The following is a 21,366-nucleotide window of genomic DNA, read 5'->3' on the forward strand; positions in this document are numbered from 1 at the left end:
GCTACCGCCCGGTCTCGCCCGCCGCCGCACAGGCCCGGGTGAACGCCCGGGCCCGCCGGGTGATCTCCGCCCAGTCCCCCGCCACGACCGCCTCCGGCGGCACCACGTCCGTCCCCGCGCACACGGCGAGCGCACCCTGCGCCAGGAACTCGGCGGCGTTGCCCGCGTTCACCCCGCCCGAGGCCACCAGCGGCACCTCCGGGTACGGCCCGTGGAGGTCCCTGAAGTAGCCGGGCCCGAACGCCCTGGCCGGGAAGATCTTGACGGCGGCAGCCCCGAGGTCGACGGCCCGGGCCACCTCGGTCGGCGTGAGGGCTCCCAGGACCACCGGCACCCCGGCCGCCCGCGCCGCCTCCGCGACCTCGGGCCGGCAGCCGGGCGTGACCAGGAAGGAGGCGCCGGCGGCGATGCCCCGCTCGGCCTGCTCCGCGGTCAGCACCGTCCCGACGCCGACCCGCCACCCGGCCCCTGCGGCTCGCGCCAGATGCGCCGTGACATCCGGTGTGGTGTAGGTGAGTTCGGTCAGCCGGATCCCGCCCTCGGCGAGTGCCGCGCAGAGCGCGGCGGCGTCCGGGATGCGCGGCGCGCGGACCACCGCGATCACCGACTCCCCGTCCAGCGCCCGGGAGCCGGTCGGCGGATCGGCGGCGAGGCCTGTGGAAGGAGTCATGGGGCCAGAGTTCCTCGGTCGGTGCGGCGCAGGGCGCGGCCCGGGCGAGCGCCGGTGGTGCGTCCCTGCCGGACGACGGCGGTGCCGTTGACGTACACGTACTCGATCCCCTCGGCCGGCAGCCGGGGTCGCTCGAAGGTGGCGGTGTCCCGGACGCGCTCGGGGTCGAGGAGCACCAGGTCGGCGTGGTGTCCGGGGGCGATCCGCCCGCGCCGGTGGAGTCCCAGCCGGGCGGCGGGGCGACCGGTCATCCGGGCGACCGCCTCCTCCAGAGTCAGCACTCCCAACTCCCGGCCGTAGTGGCCGAGGTAGCGTGGAAAGGTGCCCCAGGCGCGCGGGTGCGGCCGGGCGCCGACCAGCAGGCCGTCGCTGCCGGCGGTGTGCGCGCGGTGACGCATGATCGCCCGGACGTTCTCCTCGTGCCCGACGTGCTGGAGGATCGTGGTGGCCAGGCCGTCCCGCCGCAGCAGGTCGAGGAAGACCTCCGTCCCGTCCCGCCCCCAGGTGGCGGCGGCGCGCCCGGCGGGGCCGGCCGGGCCGGCGGGTCGGGGGCTCCCGGCGGGGCCGGCAGACCGGGGACTCCCGGCGGGGCCGGCGGGTCGGGGACTCCCGGCGAGTTCGGCGATGGTCCGGCCGACCACGTCAGCCAGTTCGGCCGAACCGACGCCGGAGACCTGCACCGTCGCCCAGTCGACGGCCACCCCGTGGCAACCGTCGCTGCCCGTCTCCTCCAGTTCGCGCCGGATCCGCTCGCACGCCACCGGGTCGGCCAGCCGGGTCAGAGTGGCGGCCGGTCCGCCCTCGCCGACCCAACTCGGCAGCAGCGCGGCCAGGGTGGTGGAGCCAGGCAGGTAGGGGTAACTGTCCAGGGTGATGTCGACGCCCTCGGCGATCGCTTGGTCGACGAGCGCCAGCAGTTCGTCCGCCCGGCCCCGGTTGACCTCGAAGTTCATCGTCGCGTGGGTCAGGTGCAGTGCGCAGCCGGACCGCCTGGCGATCTCGACCATCTCCGCGTACCCCTCCAACGCCCCTGATCCGTAGGAGCGTTGGTGCGGAGCGTGGAAGCCGTCGTAGGCCGCGACCACCGTGCACAGCTCGACCAGCTCGGCGGTGTCCGCGTACGTCCCTGGGGTGTAGCTGAGGCCGCTGGACATGCCGACCGCACCGTCCAGCAGGCTCTTCGCCAGCACGTGCCGCATCCGGTCGAGTTCGGCGGCGGTCGGTGGGCGGTCCGCCCAGCCCATGGCGAGCATCCGCAGGGAGCCGTGCGGCACGAGGTAGCAGGCGTTCACGGCCGGCCGGGTGCGGTCGATGCGGTCCAGGTAGCCGGCGACGTCGCGCCAGTCCCAGTCGAGGTCCGGAGGATCGCCGTTCCAGCCGGCCAGTTGGCGGCGCAGTGCAGCCAGCGTGGTGTCGTCCACGGGGGCGTAGGAGAGCCCGTCCTGACCGAGCACCTCGCAGGTGACGCCCTGGGTGACCTTGGCCGGGTGCTCGGGCTCGAGGAGGAGGGCCAGGTCGGAGTGGGCGTGCATGTCGATGAAGCCGGGCGTGAGGACCAGGCCGTCGGCGTCGACCACGGCGGGGCCGTCCAGGTCCGGGCCGATCTCGGTGATCAGGCCGTCGGCGATCCGGACGTCGGCCCGGTAGCGTTCGGCCCCGGTGCCGTCGACGACCGTCGCTCCCTTGAAGACGGTCCTCTCGGCTCGGGGGGCCGCCGCCTCCGCGGGGCGGACGGTTCCCCCCGTTCCCCCCGCCCCCGCCCCCGCCCCCGCCATCAGAAGAACGTCCTGACCAGCCCGGTGACCTTCGGCTCGGCCGCGTCGGCGGAGTCCAGTACGGGGATCGCCGTCCACTTGTCGAAGGCCGTGCACGGGTGTGAGACGCCGAGCCGCAGCACCGCGCCGATCGGCGCGAGGTCTCCGGCGTCGCGCAGGAAGGCGTGCTGGTCGTTGAGCGCGGTGATCCGGGCCGCCGTGCCGGCCAAGTGCGCCCCGCCGCGCACGAGTTGCGGCTCGGGCAGGCCTTCGTCGAAGGGCAGGTCGCGCTTGCCCGCGTCCAGCAGTGCCAGGTGCGGTTCGGGCCGGGAGGTCACCCTGGCCCAGCCGTGCAGTGCACCCCGGAAGGGGGCGGTGTCGCCGCCGTGCCGGGCGAGCGGCGAGATGCCCCGGTAGAAGCCGTCGTCGTGGGCGATGTACGCGCCCGAGCGCAGCACCACCAGGGCTTCCGGCAGGGCGGCCAACTCCTCGACCACCAGGTCGAAGTAGGCGCTGCCGCCGGCCGAGACCACCGGCGGGGTGCCGTCCGGGTAGGCGCCGGCGAGCCGGCCGTGCAGTTCGCCGAGGGCCTTCAGGTAGTGGCGGACGGTGGTCAGCCCCTCGGCCGTGGCGTCGTGGGCGAGCGCGCCCTCGTATCCGCCGACACCTGCGAGCCGCAGGGTCGGCGCGCGCAGCACGGCGGCGGCGATCTCGACGGCGGCTTCCACCCCGCGGGCCCCGGTCCGCCCACCCGGGCCGCCGAGTTCGACCAGCACCTCGACCGGCCGCTCGGCCCCGGCGGCGCGCAGCGCCTCGTCCATCAGCCGGACGCCTTCGGTGGAGTCGGTCCAGCAGAGGAAGGCGAAGCCCGGGTCGGCGGCCAGTTCGGCGGCGAGCCACGCCAGCCCGGCCGGGTCGACCACGGTGTTGGCGAGCAGGATGCGCTGCACGCCGAAGGCCCGGGCGACCCTGACCTGGGGCAGGTTGGCGAGGGTGATGCCGTGGCTGCCGGCGGCCAGCTGGGCCTGCCACAGCGCGGGAGCCATGGTGGTCTTGCCGTGCGGCGTGAGTGCGACGCCCGCCTTGGCGCACCAGTCGGCCATGGTGCGGACGTTGTGGTCGAGGGCGGCGGCGTCGAGGGTGAGCAGCGGGGTGCCGAGCGAGGAGAGGGTGGGCCCGGTGGCGAGCCAGTCCCGGACGGAGTGGCCCCAACTCTCCGGCGGGGCGGCCTTGAACCGCCAGTCGAGGGTCTCGTCGGCCAGTGCCGCCACCGCGTCCCCGGCGATGCCCGGTCCGTCGGCGCTGCTCGCGAACGTCTGCTCCACCCTGTCCTCCAACTCGCCGGATTGCAACATGTGCAACGCGGGTTGCACATGCTGCCAGCACGGTTCTAGCATCGGCGCCGGATCACGGTCAACGGACCCGACTGACGGTCGGACCAGGTCGACAGGTCGACAGGTCGACTCGCCCGCAACGGTTGCGGACGGGACGGCCGCCGACGGAACACCCGTGCACGGAGAGCCCGTCGACGGAACACCCGCGCACGGAACACCCGTCGACGGAACGCCGCGCACGACGCCGACCGCCGGCCGCACAGAGGAGCCCACCAGATGCCGCGACAGGACACCCCGGGCCCGACCCCGCCCGGGACTCCGCCGACGGCCGTGTGCGTGGGCGAGTCGATGGCCGTCCTGCTGCCGGACCGCCCCGGCCCGCTGGAGGTGGTGGAGAACTTCCGGCTCTCCGTCGGCGGCGCGGAGTCCAACGTGGCCGGGACGCTGGCCGCACTCGGTGTGCCGACCGCCTGGATCAGCCGGGTCGGTGACGACGGCTTCGGCCGCCGGCTGGTCGCCGAGGTCGCCGCCCGGGGCGTGGACGTCTCCGCCGTCTCCGTCGACCCGCACCGCCCGACCGGCCTGTACCTCAAGGAGGTCGGCGGTGCCAGCGGCCACCGGCACGACCTCGGTCCCGGCCGCAGCCGCCTGCACTACCACCGGCGCGGCTCCGCGGCCGCTGCGCTGTCCCCCGCCCTGCTTGCCGACCCGGCCGCCGCCGCGCTGCTGGCCGGCGCCCGGCTGCTGCACCTGTCCGGCATCACCGCCGCGCTCTCCGACGACTGCCTGGCCCTGCTGCGCGCTCTCGTCGTCGAGCGCCGACCGGGCGCCGGGGTCCCGCCCGCCGAAGGCCCGGGGCTGGTCAGCTTCGACCTCAACTGGCGCCCCGCGCTGTGGCGGGACCGCGACCCCGCCGTGCTGCCGCCCCTGCTGGACGCCGCCGACCTGCTGCTGCTCGGCACCGACGAGGCGCTGGACGCCTTCGGCACCGGCGAGCCCGCCGCGCTGCGCCGCCGTTTCCCCTCCCCCGCCACGGTGGTGGTCAAGGACGCCGCCCGGGCGGTCACCGCCCTGGAGCGGGACGGTACGGCGGTCAGCGAACCGGCGCTGGCCGTCGAGGTGGTCGAAGCCACCGGCGCGGGTGACGCCTTCGCGGCCGGCTACCTGGCCGGCACCCTCCGCGGCCTGGACCAGCGCCGCCGGCTGCGGCTCGGCCATCTGAGCGCGGCCTGCGCGCTGACCACTCCCGGTGACCAGGCCGAACTGCCGCCCGCGCACGTGGTGGCGGCGCTGCTCGACGCCCCGGCCGCCGACTGGGCGGCCACCCGGGTCACCGCCGGAGGCGTCGTCTCCCCCGCGCTCCGGGCACCGGCACGATGAGCACTCCTTCCAGCCCCCCGACCGGAGCCCGAGCCCGATGAGCCAGACCGTCACCCGCGCCCTGCGCATCCTCGCCCAGCTCGGCGAGGGCGAGCGCTCCCTCGACCAGCTGGCCGAGGTGCTCGGCGTCCACAAGACCACCGTGCTCCGGCTCCTCCAGAGTCTGGAGGAGGAACGGTTCGTCTACCGCGACGCGGCCTACCGCTACCACCTCGGCGCGGGCCTGTTCGCGCTCTCCGGCCTCGCCCTGGAGCAGCGCGGCATCCGCCGGATCGCCGCCCCGCACCTCGCCGAACTGAACGCCGCCACCGGCCAGACCGTGCACCTGGCCGCGTACGAGGGCGGCGAGGTGGTCTACATCGACAAGTTCGACTCCCGCCATCCCGTCCGGATGTACTCCCGGATCGGTCTGCGCGCCGCACTGCACTGCGCCGCCGTCTCCAAGGTGCTGCTCGCGGACCTGCCGCTGCCCGAGCGCCGCCGGGTGGTGGCCGGGATCGACTTCACCCCGCACACCGGGCGCACCCTCACCACGCCCGAAGCGCTGCTCGCGGAGCTGGACAAGGTCGCCGCCCAGGGCTGGGCGCAGGACCACGCCGAACACGAGTCCTTCATCAACTGCGTGGCCGCACCGATCCGGGACGCCAGTGGACGGGTGGTCGCCGCCGCGTCGATCTCCGTGCCCGACGTCGTCCTCCCGTACGAGCAGGTGCTGGACCTCCTGCCGCAGCTGCTCGCCACCGCCCGCGCCGTTTCGGCCGACTGCGGCCGACCCGAGCGAAACCGATGACTCCCCACGACAGGCCGGTGAGCCGTCACGACAGGCCGACGACCCGCCACGACAGAAGGAGCCCCGTGCCCGACAAGACCGAGATTCGTACCGACGGCGCCCCCGTCCCCGCCTGGATGTTCTCCCAGGGCGTGCGCAAGGGCCCGATCCTGCAGGTGTCCGGTCAGGGCGCACAGGACCCGGCCACCGGCGAGATCGTCCACCACGGTGACGTGCGGGCCCAGACCCGCCGCACCCTGGAGAACGTCAAGGCCGTCGTCGAGGCGGGCGGCGCCACCATCGAGGACGTGGTGATGTTCCGCGTCTACCTCACCAAGCGTGCCGACTTCCCGCTGATGAACGAGGCCTACGCCGAGTTCATCGAGGAGAACGTCAAGCCCGGCGGCGTGAAGCCCTGCCGCACCACCGTCTTCGTGGAACTCCCCCAGGAGTCCATGCTGGTGGAGATCGACGCCCAGGCCGTCGTCGGCTGACGACGCACCGGCGGGCACCGGCGGACACCGGCCGGCGCGAACCGCCACCGCCCGACCCCGCAGGGCCCGGATGCCGCAACCGCGCGTCCGGGCCCTCGGCGTGCCCTGCGCCGTCGCCCGCTTGCCACACCCCCACCCGGACATTAGGTTAGCCTCACCTAACCAAGAGGAGGTCCGTTCATGAGCACGCTCCACGAGGTGGGCGCATGACCCCGTCCACCGCCGACACCGAGCCCGAGCCCACCACCGCCGAACGCGCCCGGAGCCTGCTCAGCGCGACCTCCTCGCTCACCGTCCGCGCCCTCGGCGAGCGCCACGACCTGGAGACCCCGGTCTCCGTCCACGGCACCCGGCTGCGCCTGCGCGCCCCGCTCGACGCCCCGCTCACCACGGCCGCCGTCGGCGCCGTCGGCGGCCTGGCCGTCGTGGTCGACGTCACCGACGTCTCCCCGGTGGCCGTCCGCGACCGGATCCGCGCCCGCCTCACCCTGGCCGGCCGGCTGCACCTGGCCCACCTCGCCGACGACGGCCTCAGCGTCCACCTGCGCGTGGACGTCGCCCACGCCGTCCTCGCCACCCCGTACGGCACCGGCGCGCTCACCGCCGCCGACCTCGCCGCCGCGGCTCCCGATCCGCTGGCACGTCACGAGGCCGCGCTGCTCACCCATCTGGCCGACGAGCACGCCGACGCCCTCGCCCTGCTCACCAGGCTGCTCGATCCCGGCCTGCTCTCCGGACATCCGGACGTCCGCCCGCTCGCCCTGGACCGCTACGGCCTGGTGCTGCGCCTGGACCACCCGCACGGCCACCGCGACGTCCGCCTGGTCTTCCCGGAACCCGCCGGTGACACCGAGGACTTCGGCCACCGGATGCACGCCCTGCTGGGCGCCGCCGAGCACGGCCTGCCCGCCCGCCGGAACTGACCGGCCCCGGCGCGGCCCACCGTCCCGCCGATGGCAGCCCGGGTGCGCCCGCGGAGCCGCCCCCTGGAAACGGCAGAGGCCGGCCCGGCGCCACGAGGAGTCCTCGTGGCACCGGGCCGGCCTTGGGCGTGTCCCGCGCCCATGTCCACCGGTGCGGCGATCACCCGGTCGAGCGGTCACCCGACATGACCATCCCGGGCGGTCGATTCGCCCCGCACCAGCGGTGGTTCTGGAACCCGCGGTCGGAGCTGCGTCCGAGCGGGGCCGACCTGCGGTCGGACCGGGTCAGAGCGCGACGCCGTGGGCGCGCAGGTAGGCGACCGGGTCGATGTCCGAGCCGTACTCCGGACCGGTGCGGATCTCGAAGTGCAGGTGCGGGCCGGTCACGTTGCCGGTGGCGCCGGAGAGGCCGAGCTGCTGGCCGACGGTGACGGTCTGACCGATCTTCACGCCGATCACGGACAGGTGCGCGTACTGGGCGTACTTGCCGTCGGCGAGCTTGATCTCGACCTCGTTGCCGTAGGCGCCGCCGTTGCCGGCCTTCACCACGACACCGTTGGCGACCGCACGCAGCGGGGTGCCGGTAGCGGCGACGAAGTCCTGGCCGGTGTGGTGCCCGGAGGCCCACATCGAGCCGGCCACGCCGTAGGCCTCGCCCAGCACCGGGTGGGCCAGCGGGGCGACGTAGCCCGAGGTGGCGGCGACCGGCGCGGCGGCGACGGCCGGGGCCGGGGCGGCGGTCTGAACCTGGGTCTGGACCTGGGCGCCCGGCTTGGCGGCCTCGGTCCGGGTCTGCACCGGGGCGGCCGGCTTGGCCGGAGCTGCGGGCTTGGCCGGAGCGGCGGGCTTGGCCGGAGCAGCCGGCTTGGGGGCGTCGGCGTGAGCCGTGATGGACAGCTGCTGACCCGGGAAGATCAGGTTCGGGTTGGCGCCGACCACCGAGCGGTTGCGCTCGTACAGCGCGTGCCAGCCGCCCTCGACGTGCTTGGCGTCGGCGATCTTCGACAGGCTGTCACCGCTGACGACGCGGTAGCTCTCCTGGGCGGCGGCCGGGGCAGCGGCCGGAGCGGCAGCCGGGGCGTCCGCGGCGGCGGCGGGCTGCGCCGCCGGAGCGGCGGCCGGAGCCGCGGGGGCGGTGTGGGCCTGGGCGCTCACGGTGGTCACGAGCGGAAGCACGAAGGACACACCGGTGACGGCGGTCGCGATGCCGATGCGGGCTGCGCGGGGCAGGGCGATACGACGGGCCTGAGCAGGCATGGAATTTTCCTCTCCGACGCCTGCGAGGTGAGCTGTCGGGTTCGGGCTGGAGTTGCCCGGCCGCATGCGCGGCTTCACCCCTAGCCGGTCCTGGACGTTCGCGCTGCGAAGCGCGGATCCGGTCCGGCGACTTACCTGTGGGTCCCCCGCTCCTGCCGTACAGAGCTCAGTTCGAACCACCCGGCAGCGGCAGGACTCGGCGTTCCACCCGGTGGATCCACCCGGGCTGGCCGAGCGGTCGCTGAACTAAAACCCATCCGTTCGGGTGAAGCAATGTCGATCTCTTGAACGCAGCACGATCCCCCGCCGACCGGTGACCCTCCGCATGATCCGGCGCACTGTACGTACACAACCCAAACACGTGGCGCCACTGATCCACGACCCTGCGGCGAACACGCACACCCAGCGCGGCGCACCCGTCACGCATCGTGCGCGGCGAACACACCTTCCGGTGACCCTTGTCACGTGCACCCCACGGGGCGCAGGATCGGGCCGTGGCCACCTCCAAGGCCGGCACCCTGCGCCTGAGCACCGCGCAGGGTCGCTGGGTGCTCCTGGCAACGGTGCTCGGCTCCAGCATGGCGATGCTCGACGGCACCGTGGTGAACGTCGCCCTGCCCCGGATCGGCGCCGACCTGGGCGCCTCCCTGGCAGCCCTGCAGTGGACGCTGAACGCCTATCTGCTCACGCTGGCGGGTCTGATCCTGCTCGGCGGAGCGCTCGGCGACCGGTACGGCAGGCGCCGCGTGTTCCTGATCGGCGTCATCTGGTTCGCCGCCGCGTCCGCCGCCTGCGCCGCCGCCCCGAACATCCAGGTGCTGATCCTGGCCCGGGCCGTCCAGGGCATCGGCGGGGCGCTGCTCACCCCCGGCTCGCTCGCCATGCTCCAGGCGGTGTTCGACCCTGACGACCGCTCGGCCGCGGTGGGCCTGTGGTCCGGGCTCGGCGGGGTGTCCGCGGCCGTCGGCCCCTTCCTCGGCGGCTGGCTGGTGGACGGCCCCGGCTGGCGCTGGATCTTCCTGCTGAACCTGCCGCTGGCCGCCGCCGTGGTCGCGGTGACCTCCCGTTACGTACCGGAGAGCCGCGACGAGTCCGCCTCCGGCCGCTTCGACGTGCCCGGCGCCCTGCTCGCCGCGCTCGCCCTCGGTGCCATCACCTACGCCCTCACCGCCGCCGGGGAGGGCCTGTCCCCGGCCGTCTGGGTCTCCGGCGCGGCCGGCCTGCTGCTCGGGGCCGCCTTCGTCGCCGTCGAACGCCGCGCACCCGAGCCGATGCTGCCGCTCGGCCTGTTCTCCTCCCGGCTGTTCACGGCCGTGAACCTGGTCACCCTGTGCGTCTACGCGGCGTTCAGCGGGGTGTTCTTCCTGCTGGTGGTGCAGCTGCAGATCGTGTCCGGCTTCAGCCCGCTGGTCTCCGGTTTCGCCCTGGTGCCGATCACGCTGCTGATGCTGGGCTTCTCGGCGCGCGCGGGGCGCCTCGGCAAGCGGATCGGCCCGCGCATCCCGCTCACCGTCGGCCCGCTGCTGTGCGCCGCCGGGGTGCTGCTGATGCTGCGCACCGGCCCCGGGTCCTCCTACTGGGCGGACGTGCTGCCCGCCGTCGTGGTGATGGGCAGCGGGATGACGCTGCTGGTGGCACCGCTGACCGCCACGGTGCTGGCGGCCGTCGAGGTACGGCACGCGGGCATCGCCAGCGGTGTCAACAACGCCGCCGCCCGCGCGGCCGGCCTGCTGGCGGTGGCCGCCCTCCCCGCGCTGGCCGGGCTGAGCGGCGACGACTACCGGGTGCCGTCCGCGGTGGACTCCGCCTTCCACACCGCGATGCTGATCTGCGCGGGCCTGCTGGCCTGCGGCGGGCTGATCGCCTTCACCACCGTCCGCGGCAACGTGCTCGCCCCCGAGGACCGGCCGGTCGCCGAGCCGGACTGCGCATGGAACTGCGGCACCACCCCGCCGCTCGACCCGGGCCACGTCCACCTGCACGAGGGCCCTGCCACCGGTTCGGCGGCAGGGCCCTCGGAGGGCTGACCGGGCGTCGTCGGACGCCCGCCCCGTCAGAGGATGTCGGCCGGCGCGTACTTGGCGGCCTCCGGGTAGGCGGCCGCGACGGCCTCCACCCGGCGGACCACCTCGGCGACCTGGGCACCGGCCGCGCCGGTGAAGGACAGCTTGTCGGCCAGCAGCGCGTCCAGCGCGGCCCGGTCCAGCGGGATCCGCTCGTCGGCGGCCAGCCGGTCCAGCAGCTCGTTCTCCCGGGCGCCCGCGCGCATCGCCAGCGCGGAGGCGACGGCGTGCTCCTTGATGACCTCGTGCCCGGTCTCCCGGCCGACGCCCGCACGCACCGCGCCCATCAGCACCTTGGTCGTCGCCAGGAACGGCAGGTAGCGGTCGAGCTCGGCCTCGACCACGGCCGGGAAGGCGCCGAACTCGTCCAGCACGGTCAGGAAGGTCTCCAGCAGGCCGTCGAAGGCGAAGAAGGCGTCCGGCAGCGCGACCCGGCGCACCACCGAGCAGGAGACGTCGCCCTCGTTCCACTGGTCGCCGGCCAGCTCGCCGGTCATCGAGGCGTAGCCGCGCAGGATCACGGCCAGGCCGTTGACGCGCTCGCACGAGCGGGTGTTCATCTTGTGGGGCATCGCGGAGGAGCCGACCTGGCCCTCCTTGAAACCCTCCGTCACCAGCTCGTGGCCGGCCATCAGGCGGATGGTCTTGGCCAGGCTGGACGGGGCGGCGGCCAGCTGGACGAGGGCGGTGAGCACCTCGAAGTCCAGCGAGCGCGGGTACACCTGGCCGACGCTGGTCAGCACGTTGTCGAAGCCGAGGTGCGCGGCGACCCTGCGCTCCAGCTCGGCCAGCTTCTCGGTGTCCCCGCCGAGCAGGTCCAGCATGTCCTGGGCAGTGCCGACCGGGCCCTTGATCCCGCGCAGCGGGTAGCGGGCGATCAGCTCCTCCAGGCGGCGGAAGGCGACCAGCAGCTCGTCGGCGATCGACGCGAAGCGCTTGCCGAGGGTGGTGGCCTGCGCGGCCACGTTGTGCGAACGGCCGGCCATGACCAGCTCGGAGTGCTGGGCGGCGAGGCTCGCGAGGCGCACCAGCACGGCCACCGTGCGGTCCCGGACGTGCTCCAGGGACTGGCGGACCTGCAGCTGCTCGACGTTCTCGGTCAGATCGCGGGAGGTCATGCCCTTGTGGATCTGCTCGTGGCCAGCGAGCTCGCTGAACTCCTCGATCCGGGCCTTCACGTCGTGGCGGGTGATCCGCTCACGGGCGGCGATCGAGCCGAGGTCGACCTGGTCGATCACCCGCTCGTAGTCGGCGACGGCACCGGCCGGCACCTCGACACCCAGGTCCTGCTGGGCCTTCAGGACGGCGAGCCACAGGTGGCGCTCGAGGACCACCTTGTGCTCGGGGGACCACAGCTGGGCCAGGGTCGCCGAGGCGTACCGGGAGGCCAGGACATTGGGGATCTGGGGCTTCGCGCTCACGCTTCGCAAGCCTAACAGCCGAGGTCACGCCGATCGTCGGCGGGCGGACGCCCCGCTACTGCGGTGCGGCGCCCGTCCGGCCGGCCAGCACCGGCAGGACCTGTGCGCAGATGGAGTGCAGGGCGACCCGCTGCTCGTCGGTCATCGCCTCGAAGGCCTGGTGGGTGCGGCCCATCTCGCTGCGGATGCGGTTGAGGATCTCCCGGCCCTCGTCGGTGATCACCACGATCTTCACCCGGCGGTCGCCGGCCGCGGCCTCGCGGTTGGCCAGGCCCAGCGACTCCAGCCGGTCCACGATCCCGGTCACGTTCGACGCGTCGCAGCCCAGCCGCCCGGCGAGCGCCCGCATCGGCACCGGCTCCTGCACCGCGCCCAGCGCCTTGGCCTGGGAGGAGGAGAGCCCGTGCCGGGCCGCGGCCGCCGCGAAGTCCTGGAAGTACGCGGCACCGACGGCGGCCAACGCCTCCATCAGCTCGGCGTTGGTCGGTACGGTCGTCGTCGAGGTCGAACCCATGGGGCCAGCGTACGGCGGAGTGCTTCAGTAACTCAAGATTTGACCACGGCAACCGTCGGCGAGCCGCCTCGCGGTTCCGCCGTTCGGGGTCCGCGCGGACGCGCCGCGCATCCGCCGCCCGCCCGCCCGCGGTGCACCCGCCGAGCGCTCCGCCGGGCCGCCTCAGAGCACCAGCTGGTCGAACAGCCGCCGCAGCTCGGCGTCCGGGTCCGCGGTCAGCCCGGTGTGCACCGGTCCCGGCTGGACGATCGCGCTGCGCGGTGCGGTCAGCCAGCGGAACCGCTGCCCGGGGCTGTCCGAAGCCGCCGGACCGGCCGACGGGCCGCCGAGGCAGACCGCCTCGATCCCCTGGAGGGCCCGCCGCACCCCGTGCACGTCCGCCACCGGGTCCAACGCCAGCAGCCGCGCCTGGTCCAGGTGCGTGCGCGCGGCCAGGTGGGCGTTCTGCCGGCAGTACAGCAGCACCCCGACGTTGACGCACTCGCCCCGCTCGACCCTCGGCACCGCACGGATCACGGCGTACTCGTAGTCGTGCAGTTCCACCACGGCCGGAAGCCCGGCCGGAACCCGGGCCGGCAGCCCGGTCGGCAGCGGCTCGGTCATGCGGGCACCTCCGGCAGCCAGTCGCGCGGACCGGCCAGTCGCCCGGTCAGCTGGGAACGGTACGCGGCGCGCACCTCGTCGGGCGAGTCGAAGCCGAACTCGTCCACCAGCCAGACCTCGGGGATCTGCGCCACCGCCGCCTCGACCGCCGCCTCCGCGAGCGGCGCCAGCGCCTTGTCCGCCGCCGCCAGGTCCGGACGCGCGCGCAGCAGCGCGTGGTCGGAGGCGTCGTACGGACGGCGCACCCAGGCGGCGGCGCCCGCCCAGTTGTGGTGGAAGATCAGGCTCGCGCCGTGGTCGATCAGCCGCAGCCCGCCGGTCGCCACCAGCAGGTTGGGATTGCGCCAGGAGCGGTCGACGTTGCCGATCAGCGCGTCGAACCAGACCACCTGCCCGGCGAGTTCCGGGTCCACGTCGAAGCAGAGCGGATCGAAGTTGAGGGCGCCGCTGACGAAGGCCATGCCGAGGTTGGTGCCGCCGCTGGCCCGCATCTGGTCCTGGATCTGGTGGTCCGGCTCGCTCCGCGCGAGCACCGGGTCCAGGTCGACGGTCACCAGCTCCGGCACCGGCAGCCCGAGCCGCCGGCCCAACTCCCCGGCCAGCACCTCCGCCACCAACGCCTTCCGGCCCTGCGCCGCGCCCACCCACTTCAGCGCGTACAGCCGCCGGTCGTCGGCCTCGACCAGGCCCGGCATCGAGCCGCCTTCTCGCAGTGGCGTCACGTACCGGACCGCCGTCACCTCGGGGAGCACGCCCGACAGCTTATCCGTGCACCCCGCACCGCCGTGCGCAGCCGTCCCGCGGCCCGTCCCCGCGCCACACCGGCCCCATCCGCACCACCTACCTCAGACGCCCTCTCCCAGTGGCAGCGACCGCTGCTCCGTGCGAGTGTGGCGGACAGTGATTGGGGACTCTGACGACCTGCACGACAAAGGGATGAGCGATGGAACGACCTCGGATCCTGATCGTGGGCGGTGGCTTCGCCGGCCTGGAGTGCGCGCGCCGCCTCGAACGCAAGCTCTCGCCGTCGGAGGCCGAGATCTCGCTGGTCACGCCGTTCAGTTACCAGCTCTATCTCCCCCTCCTCCCCCATGTCGCCGCCGGCGTCCTCACCCCCCAGTCCGTGGCCGTGTCGCTGCGCCGCACCCTGCGCCGCACCCACATCGTGCCCGGCGGCGCCATCGGCGTGGACCCGGCCTCCAAGGTCTGCGTCGTCCGCAAGATCACCGACGAGGTGGTCGCGCAGAAGTACGACGTCCTGGTGCTCACCCCCGGCAGCGTCACCCGCTCCTTCGACATCCCCGGGCTCACCGACTACGCCCGCGGCATGAAGACGCTCGCCGAGGCGGCCTACATCCGCGACCACGTGATCGCCCAACTCGACCTCGCCTCGGCCACCGTGGACCAGCGGGAGCGCGAGTCGCGGCTGCAGTTCGTGGTGGTCGGCGGCGGCTACGCGGGCACCGAGACGGCCGCCTGCCTGCAGCGCCTCACCACCGCCGCTGCCCGCCGCTACCCGCGGCTGGACGCCCGGCAGATCAAGTGGCACCTCATCGACATCGCCCCGAAGCTGATGCCCGAACTCGGCGACGCACTGGGCAACGCCGCCCTGGAGATCCTGCGGGGCCGCGGCATCGAGGTGTCCCTGGGCGTGTCGGTGGCGGAAGTCGGCGCCGAGACGGTCAAGTTCACCGACGGGCGGGTGCTGCCCTGCCGCACGCTGATCTGGACCGCGGGCGTGGCCGCGAGTCCGCTGATCGGCACCCTGGACGCGGAGACGGTCCGCGGCCGGCTCGCCGTGACGGCGGAGATGCGGGTGCCGCAGTTCGAGGGCGTGTTCGCGCTCGGCGACGCGGCGGCCGTCCCGGACCTCGCCAAGGGCGACGGCGCGGTCTGCCCGCCGACCGCCCAGCACTCGGCCCGGCAGGGCCGCGCGGTGGCCGACAACGTGATCGCCTCGCTGCGCCACCAACCGCTGGAGCCGTACTACCACAAGGACCTGGGCCTGGTGGTCGACCTCGGCGGCAAGGACGCGGTCTCCAAGCCGGTCGGTGTCGAACTGCACGGACTGCCCGCCCAGTTGGTGGCCCGCGGCTACCACCTGATGGCGATGCGCACCAATGCGGCCAAGTTCCGGGTGGGCGCGAACTGGCTGCTGAACGCGACCGCCGGGGACGACTTCGTCCGCACCGGCTTCCTCGCCCGCCAGCCCGCCCGCCTGCGCGACTTCGAGTACACCGACGCCTACCTGACGAAGGATCAGGTGCGCGCCCACGCCCAGTCCCTGCTGGCCAAGGGCTGATCCCGGAACGCCCCCGGCGCGCGCCGCGAACCACCGCGGCGGGCGCCGGGGCGCGCGGGTCACCGTGCGGTCAGGTACATCCCGCTCGCGTCCTTGCCCGCCGTGTTGCGGCAGGCGTAGTTCCCGCCGCTCTGCGCCCACACCAGGGTGAGGCAGCGTCCGAGCGCCAACTGCCCGTAGTAGTTGGGGTGCATCGACTCCTGGAGGACGCCCTGGGTGGTGTTGAGCCCGCCGTCCAGGAACCGCGCCCACTCACTGGTCGTCGCGGACGGACCGCTGCTCGCGGTCGGCTGCCGGGTCGCCGTCGAGCAGACCTCACGGCCCTGCAGCATGTCGGACAGGTCGAGGAACTGGACGCCCTTGGTCGCCGCCACCCCGGCCAGCGCGCCGGAGATCTGCGGGACCATCGAGTCGCGCGCCCAGTCGGCGTCCCCGTCCCAGAACGGGCAGCCGCCGGTGTCCGAACGGCTCCAGCCGCTCTCCGGGTAGCGCATCTCGGCGCTGCGCGGGATCGGCGACGGGTAGGACTGCAGCACCAGCCGGTAGTCCGACTGCGCGTAGCCCGCGGCGGTCATCACCGCGCGGATCTCGTCGATCGCCTTGCCCACCCCGGCCATCGCGGCCGGCATCCTGGAGTCGATCGAGGACTGCGCCGAGCCGTGGCAGTACGAGTACCAGATCAGGTAGTCCTGCACGCAGTCGGAGATGATGCTGCCGAAGCCCAGGTCGTTGCCGCCGATCGACAGGGTGATCAGCTTGACGTTGTTCTGCCGTGCCACGGTGGCGAGTTGGTCGGCCTGCGGGGCCTCGCCCTTGAACGACTGGCCGCCGTTGGCGGCCCGGAAGACGTTCGCCGTCACGGCCCCGGAACAGGCCAGGTCGATCCGGTTCTGGGCGACCGTCGATGCGCCGAGCACCTCGGCGACGTCGGAGCGGTCGCAGCCGCTCGCCGCCGTGGCGCCGTAGACCACCGAGGGGTCGGCCGAAGTGCCGTTCCAGGCCCGGTCGGTGCCGTTGCGGCTGCCGCTGGTGCCGGCGGCGTTGCCCATCCAGCGCCCGGCCTCGCCGGAGATGTAGCTGTCGCCGAGTGCCACGCTCGCCGTCGGCCCCGAGGGGACGGCGGCCGGGGCGGCCGCGGCCGGGGCGGCGACGGCCAGCCCCGCCACGGTCAGCGGCAGGGCGAAGGCTGCGGCCAGCAGCCGGCGGGCGAGTCGGGGTGCGCTGCGGGTGAGGCTCGAACGGTTTTCGGGCACGGCGGAAACTCCTGCGGCTCGGTCTCCCCGCGGTGTGGGGACGGGAAGACGCGTAGGTGAGGGTGGGCCGCCGGCCGGTGGCGCGATGAAGATGACATGGCCCCGGCCGCCGCCGCTAGGCGTGTGCGTCAGGTTTCCGCATTTGTTACCGACGGGTTCGGCCGGGGCCGCCCCGGGGGGAACGACCCGTGCTCCGCCCGCCCCGGGAGCAGGGCCCGAACCACCCGCCCCCGAACCACCCGCCCCCGGCCACCCGGCCGGCTCCGGCCACCCCGCCGGCCGCGCTCACACCAGCCGCGAGTCGGCGCCGGCCGATCCCAGCACCTGCGCCAGGTCGTCGGCCAACCGTCGGGCGTCGGCCGCCTCCAGCCGCGCCGTGGTGAACCGCAGCCCGGGCGGCGACTGGATCCGGAACCGCGCGCCCGGCGCCGGGACCCAGCCGCGCTGCACCAGCGCGGCCAGTGCCGAGGCCTCGTCCGGCACCGGGACCCAGACGTTCAGCCCGCTCTCCCCGTGCGCCGCGATGCCACGCGCCGCCAGTTCGCCCAGCAGCGCGTCCCGCCGCGCCCGGTAGACGGCCGCCACCCGCGCGACCGGCGCCGCGTCGCTGCGCCACAGCTCCGCGACGGTGCGCTGGAGCAGGTGGCTGACCCATCCCGCGCCCAGCCGCAGCCGTCCGGCCACCCGGCCGATCGTCTCCTGGTCCCCGACCGCCACCGACACCCGCAGGTCCGGCCCGTACGCCTTGGCCGCCGAGCGCACCACCACCCAGTGCTGCGACCCTGCCCCGACCAGCGGGTGGTACGACTGGTCGACCATGCCGTGGCCGTGGTCGTCCTCGATCAGCAGCACCCCGGGGTGCCCGGCCAGGACGGCCCGCAGCGCCTCGGCCCGCCGGGCGGTGAGCGCCGCACCGGTCGGGTTCTGGGCCCGACTGGTGACCACCACCGCACGGGCGCCCCCGCCGAGGGCGGAGGCCAGCGAGTCGGGCAGCGGGCCCTCGTCGTCCAGCCGTACCGGCGCGGGCCGCAGCCCCATGGCGGGCAGCAGGTCGAGCAGGCTTCCCCAGCCCGGGTCCTCGACCGCCACCGCGTCGCCGGGGCGCAGGTGGGCGCCGAGGGTGCGCTCGATGGTGTCCAGCGAGCCGGAGGCCACCACGATCGGGCCGCCGGGCAGCCCGTCGGCCTCGAACGAGGCCCGGGCCAGTGCGAGCAGTTCCGGGTCGACCTTCGGGTGCCCGTACAGCACGGGCTCGGCCCTCGCAGCCTCGGCGGCGGCGGCGAGCGCCTGGGTGAGGTCGGGCAGCAGGGCCGGATCCGGGTTTCCGGCGGCGAGGTCGCGGGCGTGCGCGGGGACCGGGACGCGGATCCGGTCCCGAGCGGTGAGCGCGGGGCGGGGCAGGATGCGACTGCCCTTGCGGCCGGCCGTCTCGATCACGCCCCGGTCGCGCAGCAGCCGGTAGGCGGCGGCCACGGTGTTGGGGTTGACGCCGAGTTCGGCTGCCAGGTCGCGCAGCGGGGGCAGGGTGGTTCCCGGGGCGAGCCGCCCGCTGCTCACGCCCTGTTCGATGTGGGCCGCGATTTCGCTGGCGCGCCGCCCTTTCAGCGGATAGTCTCCTAGCACAAACAACATTATGCACTAGTACATAGAGGTCTGTCATGCCGGCCACGCCCACCGACGGCGCCGCGGAGCGCACCGACGGCGCCACCTACGCCCGCACCCCCCGCACCACCCCGACCCGGTACAGGGACCGCGCCACCTGGGAGCAGGAGGCGATCCACGCCATCCTCGACAGCGCCTACATCTGCCACCTCGGCTTCGTGGCCGACGGCGCCCCGGTCGTGCTGCCGACGATCTTCGCCCGGGTCGGCAGCCGGCTCTACGTCCACGGCTCCACCGGCAGCCGTCCGCTGCGCGGTGCCTCCGGCGACCAGGGCATGCCGGTCTGCGTCACGGTGACCCAGGTCGACGCCCTGGTGCTGACCAAGTCCGCCTTCAACCACTCGGTGAACTTCCGGTCGGTGGTCGCCCACGGCACGGCCCACCAGGTCACCGACCCGCAGGAACTGGACGTCGCACTGGCCGCCCTGGTCGACCACGCGGTCCCCGGCCGTTCCGGCGCGGTCCGCCCCGCCAACGCCAAGGAGCTCGCCGCGACCGCCGTGATCCGACTGGAGCTCGACGAGGTCTCGGCCAAGATCCGTGCCGACGGCGCCGACGACGACCCCGAGGACGCCGACCTGCCGTACTGGTCCGGCCTGATCCCGGTCACCACGGTGCACGGCGCCCCGGTGCCGTACGACGAGTCCGTACCGCTGCCCGCGCACCTGCGCGGCTACCCCCGCTGAGAGGGCTGCACCGATGCTGATCAGGTCCTGGGACCGCGGCGACGAGGACGAGTGGCGCGCCTGGCTGGCGCAGGGCCGCGACTTCGGCCTGCTCGCCGCCAACGGCGGCCCCGACGAGGGGCCGGTGCTGGTCCCGACGCACTTCCTGCTGGACGCCGGGCGCGGCGAGATCCTGCTGCACCTCGCCGCGCCCAACCCGCTGCTGGCCGCCGTCCGGGCCGACCCCAACGTGACCCTCGCGGTCACCGACGACTACGCCTTCGCCCCCGGCCACTGGCGCGGCGCGCCCGGCACGCCCACCAGTTACTACGCCTCGGTCCACTTCCACTGCACCGCCGAGATCGTCGAGTCGGCCGCGGGCAAGGCGGAGATCCTCAACCGCCAGCTGGCGCACTTCCAGCCGGAGACCCCCGAGGTCCGGGTGGTGCCCGGCGCGGACGAGCTCGCCCGGCAGCTGCCCGGGCTGCGCGGGCTCCGCCTGACGGTGCGGGAGGTGCGGGCCAAGTTCAAGTTCGACGACAAGAAGCCCGCCGAGGCGCAGCACGCGATCGCCGAGCGCCTCGCCGAACGCGCCGCCGGCCCCGGTCGCGGCCGCGACCACTACGCCGGCGCCCGGGCCGAACTGCTGCGGCGTCACCAACGGCGCACGGCCGCCGTGGGCGCCGGGGACTGACTCCGCATCACCCGTTCGGCCCTCAACTGAGGCGGGTGGACCGCCGCACTGCTCGAATGTGAGACGAGCCCTGCCCAGCCGTCGGTGCGGGCCCGTCGACCTCGGGGAGCGTGTGTGTCCACAGTCCACCATCAGCGGGCCTCGGGCGAGGCCCACCTCGGGCACGTGGTGTTCATCTCCGCGGCGGCCGCCATGGGCGGCTTCCTGTTCGGCTACGACAGCGCGGTGATCAACGGTGCGGTGACGGGCATCCAGAAGCACTTCGCGGTGGGCCACGGCACCACCGCCTTCGTCGTGGCCATCGCGCTGCTCGGCTCGGCCGTCGGCGCGGTGGTCGCCGGCCGGCTGGCCGACCACTTCGGCCGGGTACGCACGATGCTGCTGGCCGCCGTGCTGTTCGCGGCCAGCGGCATCGGCTCGATGTTCCCGCCGAACATCGAGGCGCTGGCCTGCTGGCGCGTGATCGGCGGCATCGCCATCGGCATCGCCTCGGTGATCGCGCCCACCTACATCGCCGAGGTGGCCCCGACCGCCTACCGCGGCCGGCTCGCCTCCTTCCAGCAGATGGCGATCGTGCTCGGCATCACCGTCTCCCAGCTCGCCAACTGGGCGCTCAACCAGGCCGCCGGCGGCGAGTCGACCAACCACCTCGGCGGCGTCCAGGCCTGGCAGTGGATGCTCGGCGTCGAGACGATCCCGGCCCTGGTGTACGGGCTGATGGCGCTGGCCATCCCGGAGTCCCCCCGCTACCTGATCGCCGACCACCGCGAGGCGCAGGCCCGCAAGGTGCTGGTCGAGGTCGAGGGCGAGGACGTCGACCTGGACGCCCGGGTGGCGGAGATCCGCGCGGTGCTGGCGTCCACCCGCAAGCCCCGGCCGCGGGACCTGCTGGGCGGCCGCTTCGGCCTGCTGCCGATCGTCTGGGTCGGCATCGGCGCCTCGGTGTTCCAGCAGTTCGTCGGCATCAACGTGATCTTCTACTACTCCTCCTTCCTCTGGCAGTCGGTCGGCATCAACGAGTCCAACTCGCTGCTGATCAGCCTCTCCACGTCGATCATCAACGTGATCGGCACGGTGATCGCGATGGCCCTGGTGGACCGGATCGGCCGGAAGCCACTGGCCCTGGCCGGCTCCACCGGCATGGCGCTCGCGCTGGGCGCGGCCGCCTGGGCGTTCTCCTACCGGCACGGCACGGGCGACACCGCCACCCTCGACAACACCCACGCCACCGTCGCCCTGGTCGCCGCGCACGTCTTCGTGCTCTGCTTCGCCTTCTCCTGGGGCGTGGTGGTCTGGGTGCTGCTCGGCGAGATGTTCCCCAACCGGATCCGGGCGCTGGCCCTGTCGGTCGCCGCCTCCGCCCAGTGGATCGCCAACTGGGCGATCACCGTCAGCTTCCCGGACCTCGCCGACTGGAACCTCGCCGCGACGTACGTCATCTACGCGGCCTTCGCGCTGCTCTCCATCCCGTTCGTGGCCTTCTGCATCAAGGAGACCAAGGGCCGCGCCCTGGAGGAGATGGGCTGAGCAACCGCCCCCGCACCGCCATGGCACGCACCACCACCGCACGCACCCCTCGGCGCGCGCGCCTCACACCGCACGCCCCCA

At 74.1% G+C, this 21,366-nt stretch carries 19 protein-coding genes and 1 riboswitch; of the genes, 9 read left to right on the forward strand and 10 right to left on the reverse strand.

Annotation, left to right across the window (positions count from 1 at the left end; all coding sequences use genetic code 11):
• Window position 1: 1 nt before the first annotated feature.
• From ABT247_RS03045 to ABT247_RS03055, 3 genes are read right to left on the reverse strand one after another with little or no spacing between them, the layout of a single operon-like run.
• Window positions 2-670, reverse strand: coding sequence for a bifunctional 4-hydroxy-2-oxoglutarate aldolase/2-dehydro-3-deoxy-phosphogluconate aldolase (locus ABT247_RS03045; protein ID WP_350737005.1), 669 nt, complete (start codon window positions 668-670; stop codon window positions 2-4).
• Window positions 667-2,445 (reverse strand): N-acyl-D-amino-acid deacylase family protein, encoded by a 1,779-nt coding sequence (locus tag ABT247_RS03050; RefSeq protein ID WP_350737007.1) that lies wholly within the window; start codon window positions 2,443-2,445, stop codon window positions 667-669. Before ABT247_RS03050 ends, ABT247_RS03045 begins: the two co-directional genes overlap by 4 nt.
• On the reverse strand, window positions 2,445-3,749 hold the full coding sequence (locus tag ABT247_RS03055; protein WP_350737010.1) for an alanine racemase: 1,305 nt from the start codon (window positions 3,747-3,749) through the stop codon (window positions 2,445-2,447). The genes ABT247_RS03050 and ABT247_RS03055 overlap by 1 nt, the downstream gene beginning before the upstream one ends.
• Before the next feature lie 285 nt (window positions 3,750-4,034).
• Between ABT247_RS03055 and ABT247_RS03060 the strand changes: the two genes are divergently transcribed.
• The 4 genes from ABT247_RS03060 (at window position 4,035) to ABT247_RS03075 (ending at window position 7,324) form a co-directional block, all read left to right on the forward strand.
• Entirely contained in the window at window positions 4,035-5,138 is a 1,104-nt protein-coding gene (locus ABT247_RS03060) for a sugar kinase (RefSeq protein ID WP_350737013.1), read from the forward strand.
• Between the two features lie 37 nt (window positions 5,139-5,175).
• Complete coding sequence (locus ABT247_RS03065) at window positions 5,176-5,928, forward strand: IclR family transcriptional regulator (RefSeq protein ID WP_350737015.1); 753 nt, start codon at window positions 5,176-5,178, stop codon at window positions 5,926-5,928.
• Between the two features lie 65 nt (window positions 5,929-5,993).
• Window positions 5,994-6,401 carry a RidA family protein gene (locus ABT247_RS03070; protein WP_350737018.1) on the forward strand — a complete coding sequence of 136 codons (408 nt, stop codon included), beginning with the start codon at window positions 5,994-5,996 and terminating at the stop codon, window positions 6,399-6,401.
• 206 nt (window positions 6,402-6,607) lie between these two features.
• On the forward strand, window positions 6,608-7,324 hold the full coding sequence (locus ABT247_RS03075; RefSeq protein ID WP_350737021.1) for a DUF2470 domain-containing protein: 717 nt from the start codon (window positions 6,608-6,610) through the stop codon (window positions 7,322-7,324).
• A gap of 285 nt (window positions 7,325-7,609) precedes the next feature.
• On the opposite strand, the gene ABT247_RS03080 is transcribed toward ABT247_RS03075, so the two are convergent.
• Window positions 7,610-8,581 (reverse strand): M23 family metallopeptidase, encoded by a 972-nt coding sequence (locus ABT247_RS03080; protein WP_350737024.1) that lies wholly within the window; start codon window positions 8,579-8,581, stop codon window positions 7,610-7,612.
• Window positions 8,582-8,583: 2 nt separating this feature from the next.
• Window positions 8,584-8,758, reverse strand: a riboswitch (cyclic di-AMP (ydaO/yuaA leader).
• Between the two features lie 317 nt (window positions 8,759-9,075).
• Between ABT247_RS03080 and ABT247_RS03085 the strand changes: the two genes are divergently transcribed.
• Complete coding sequence (locus ABT247_RS03085) at window positions 9,076-10,608, forward strand: MFS transporter (RefSeq protein WP_350737027.1); 1,533 nt, start codon at window positions 9,076-9,078, stop codon at window positions 10,606-10,608.
• Window positions 10,609-10,634: 26 nt separating this feature from the next.
• On the opposite strand, the gene purB is transcribed toward ABT247_RS03085, so the two are convergent.
• The 4 genes from purB to ABT247_RS03105 all read right to left on the reverse strand — a co-directional run bounded on the left by purB (window position 10,635) and on the right by ABT247_RS03105 (window position 13,934).
• Entirely contained in the window at window positions 10,635-12,065 is a 1,431-nt protein-coding gene (gene purB / locus ABT247_RS03090; protein ID WP_350737031.1) for an adenylosuccinate lyase, read from the reverse strand.
• Between the two features lie 55 nt (window positions 12,066-12,120).
• Window positions 12,121-12,579 (reverse strand): MarR family winged helix-turn-helix transcriptional regulator, encoded by a 459-nt coding sequence (locus ABT247_RS03095; protein WP_350737034.1) that lies wholly within the window; start codon window positions 12,577-12,579, stop codon window positions 12,121-12,123.
• 162 nt (window positions 12,580-12,741) lie between these two features.
• A complete protein-coding gene (locus ABT247_RS03100; RefSeq protein ID WP_502892370.1) occupies window positions 12,742-13,182 on the reverse strand; it encodes a DUF3037 domain-containing protein in 441 nt (146 codons plus the stop codon).
• The gene (locus tag ABT247_RS03105; protein WP_350737037.1) at window positions 13,179-13,934 is read right to left on the reverse strand and encodes a HipA family kinase; all 756 of its coding nucleotides are present in this window, start codon (window positions 13,932-13,934) and stop codon (window positions 13,179-13,181) included. The genes ABT247_RS03100 and ABT247_RS03105 overlap by 4 nt, the downstream gene beginning before the upstream one ends.
• Window positions 13,935-14,125: 191 nt before the next feature.
• On the opposite strand from ABT247_RS03105, the gene ABT247_RS03110 reads away from it, so the two are divergent.
• Window positions 14,126-15,484, forward strand: coding sequence for an NAD(P)/FAD-dependent oxidoreductase (locus tag ABT247_RS03110; RefSeq protein ID WP_350737039.1), 1,359 nt, complete (start codon window positions 14,126-14,128; stop codon window positions 15,482-15,484).
• A 59-nt stretch (window positions 15,485-15,543) separates the two neighbouring features.
• Here the strand turns inward: ABT247_RS03110 and ABT247_RS03115 are convergent, their stop codons facing one another.
• Both ABT247_RS03115 and ABT247_RS03120 read right to left on the reverse strand, forming a co-directional pair.
• On the reverse strand, window positions 15,544-16,737 hold the full coding sequence (locus tag ABT247_RS03115) for a GDSL-type esterase/lipase family protein (protein WP_350737042.1): 1,194 nt from the start codon (window positions 16,735-16,737) through the stop codon (window positions 15,544-15,546).
• Window positions 16,738-17,022: 285 nt separating this feature from the next.
• The gene (locus ABT247_RS03120) at window positions 17,023-18,360 is read right to left on the reverse strand and encodes an aminotransferase class I/II-fold pyridoxal phosphate-dependent enzyme (protein WP_350737045.1); all 1,338 of its coding nucleotides are present in this window, start codon (window positions 18,358-18,360) and stop codon (window positions 17,023-17,025) included.
• 35 nt (window positions 18,361-18,395) lie between these two features.
• Between ABT247_RS03120 and ABT247_RS03125 the strand changes: the two genes are divergently transcribed.
• The 3 genes from ABT247_RS03125 to ABT247_RS03135 all read left to right on the forward strand — a co-directional run bounded on the left by ABT247_RS03125 (window position 18,396) and on the right by ABT247_RS03135 (window position 21,285).
• On the forward strand, window positions 18,396-19,085 hold the full coding sequence (locus ABT247_RS03125) for a pyridoxamine 5'-phosphate oxidase family protein (protein WP_350737048.1): 690 nt from the start codon (window positions 18,396-18,398) through the stop codon (window positions 19,083-19,085).
• A 13-nt stretch (window positions 19,086-19,098) separates the two neighbouring features.
• A complete protein-coding gene (locus ABT247_RS03130) occupies window positions 19,099-19,758 on the forward strand; it encodes an FMN-binding negative transcriptional regulator (protein WP_350737051.1) in 660 nt (219 codons plus the stop codon).
• Between the two features lie 114 nt (window positions 19,759-19,872).
• On the forward strand, window positions 19,873-21,285 hold the full coding sequence (locus tag ABT247_RS03135) for a sugar porter family MFS transporter (protein ID WP_350737053.1): 1,413 nt from the start codon (window positions 19,873-19,875) through the stop codon (window positions 21,283-21,285).
• Window positions 21,286-21,366: the final 81 nt, after the last annotated feature.

Source organism: Kitasatospora sp. NPDC001539, from assembly GCF_040298565.1.
Taxonomy (GTDB): domain Bacteria; phylum Actinomycetota; class Actinomycetes; order Streptomycetales; family Streptomycetaceae; genus Kitasatospora.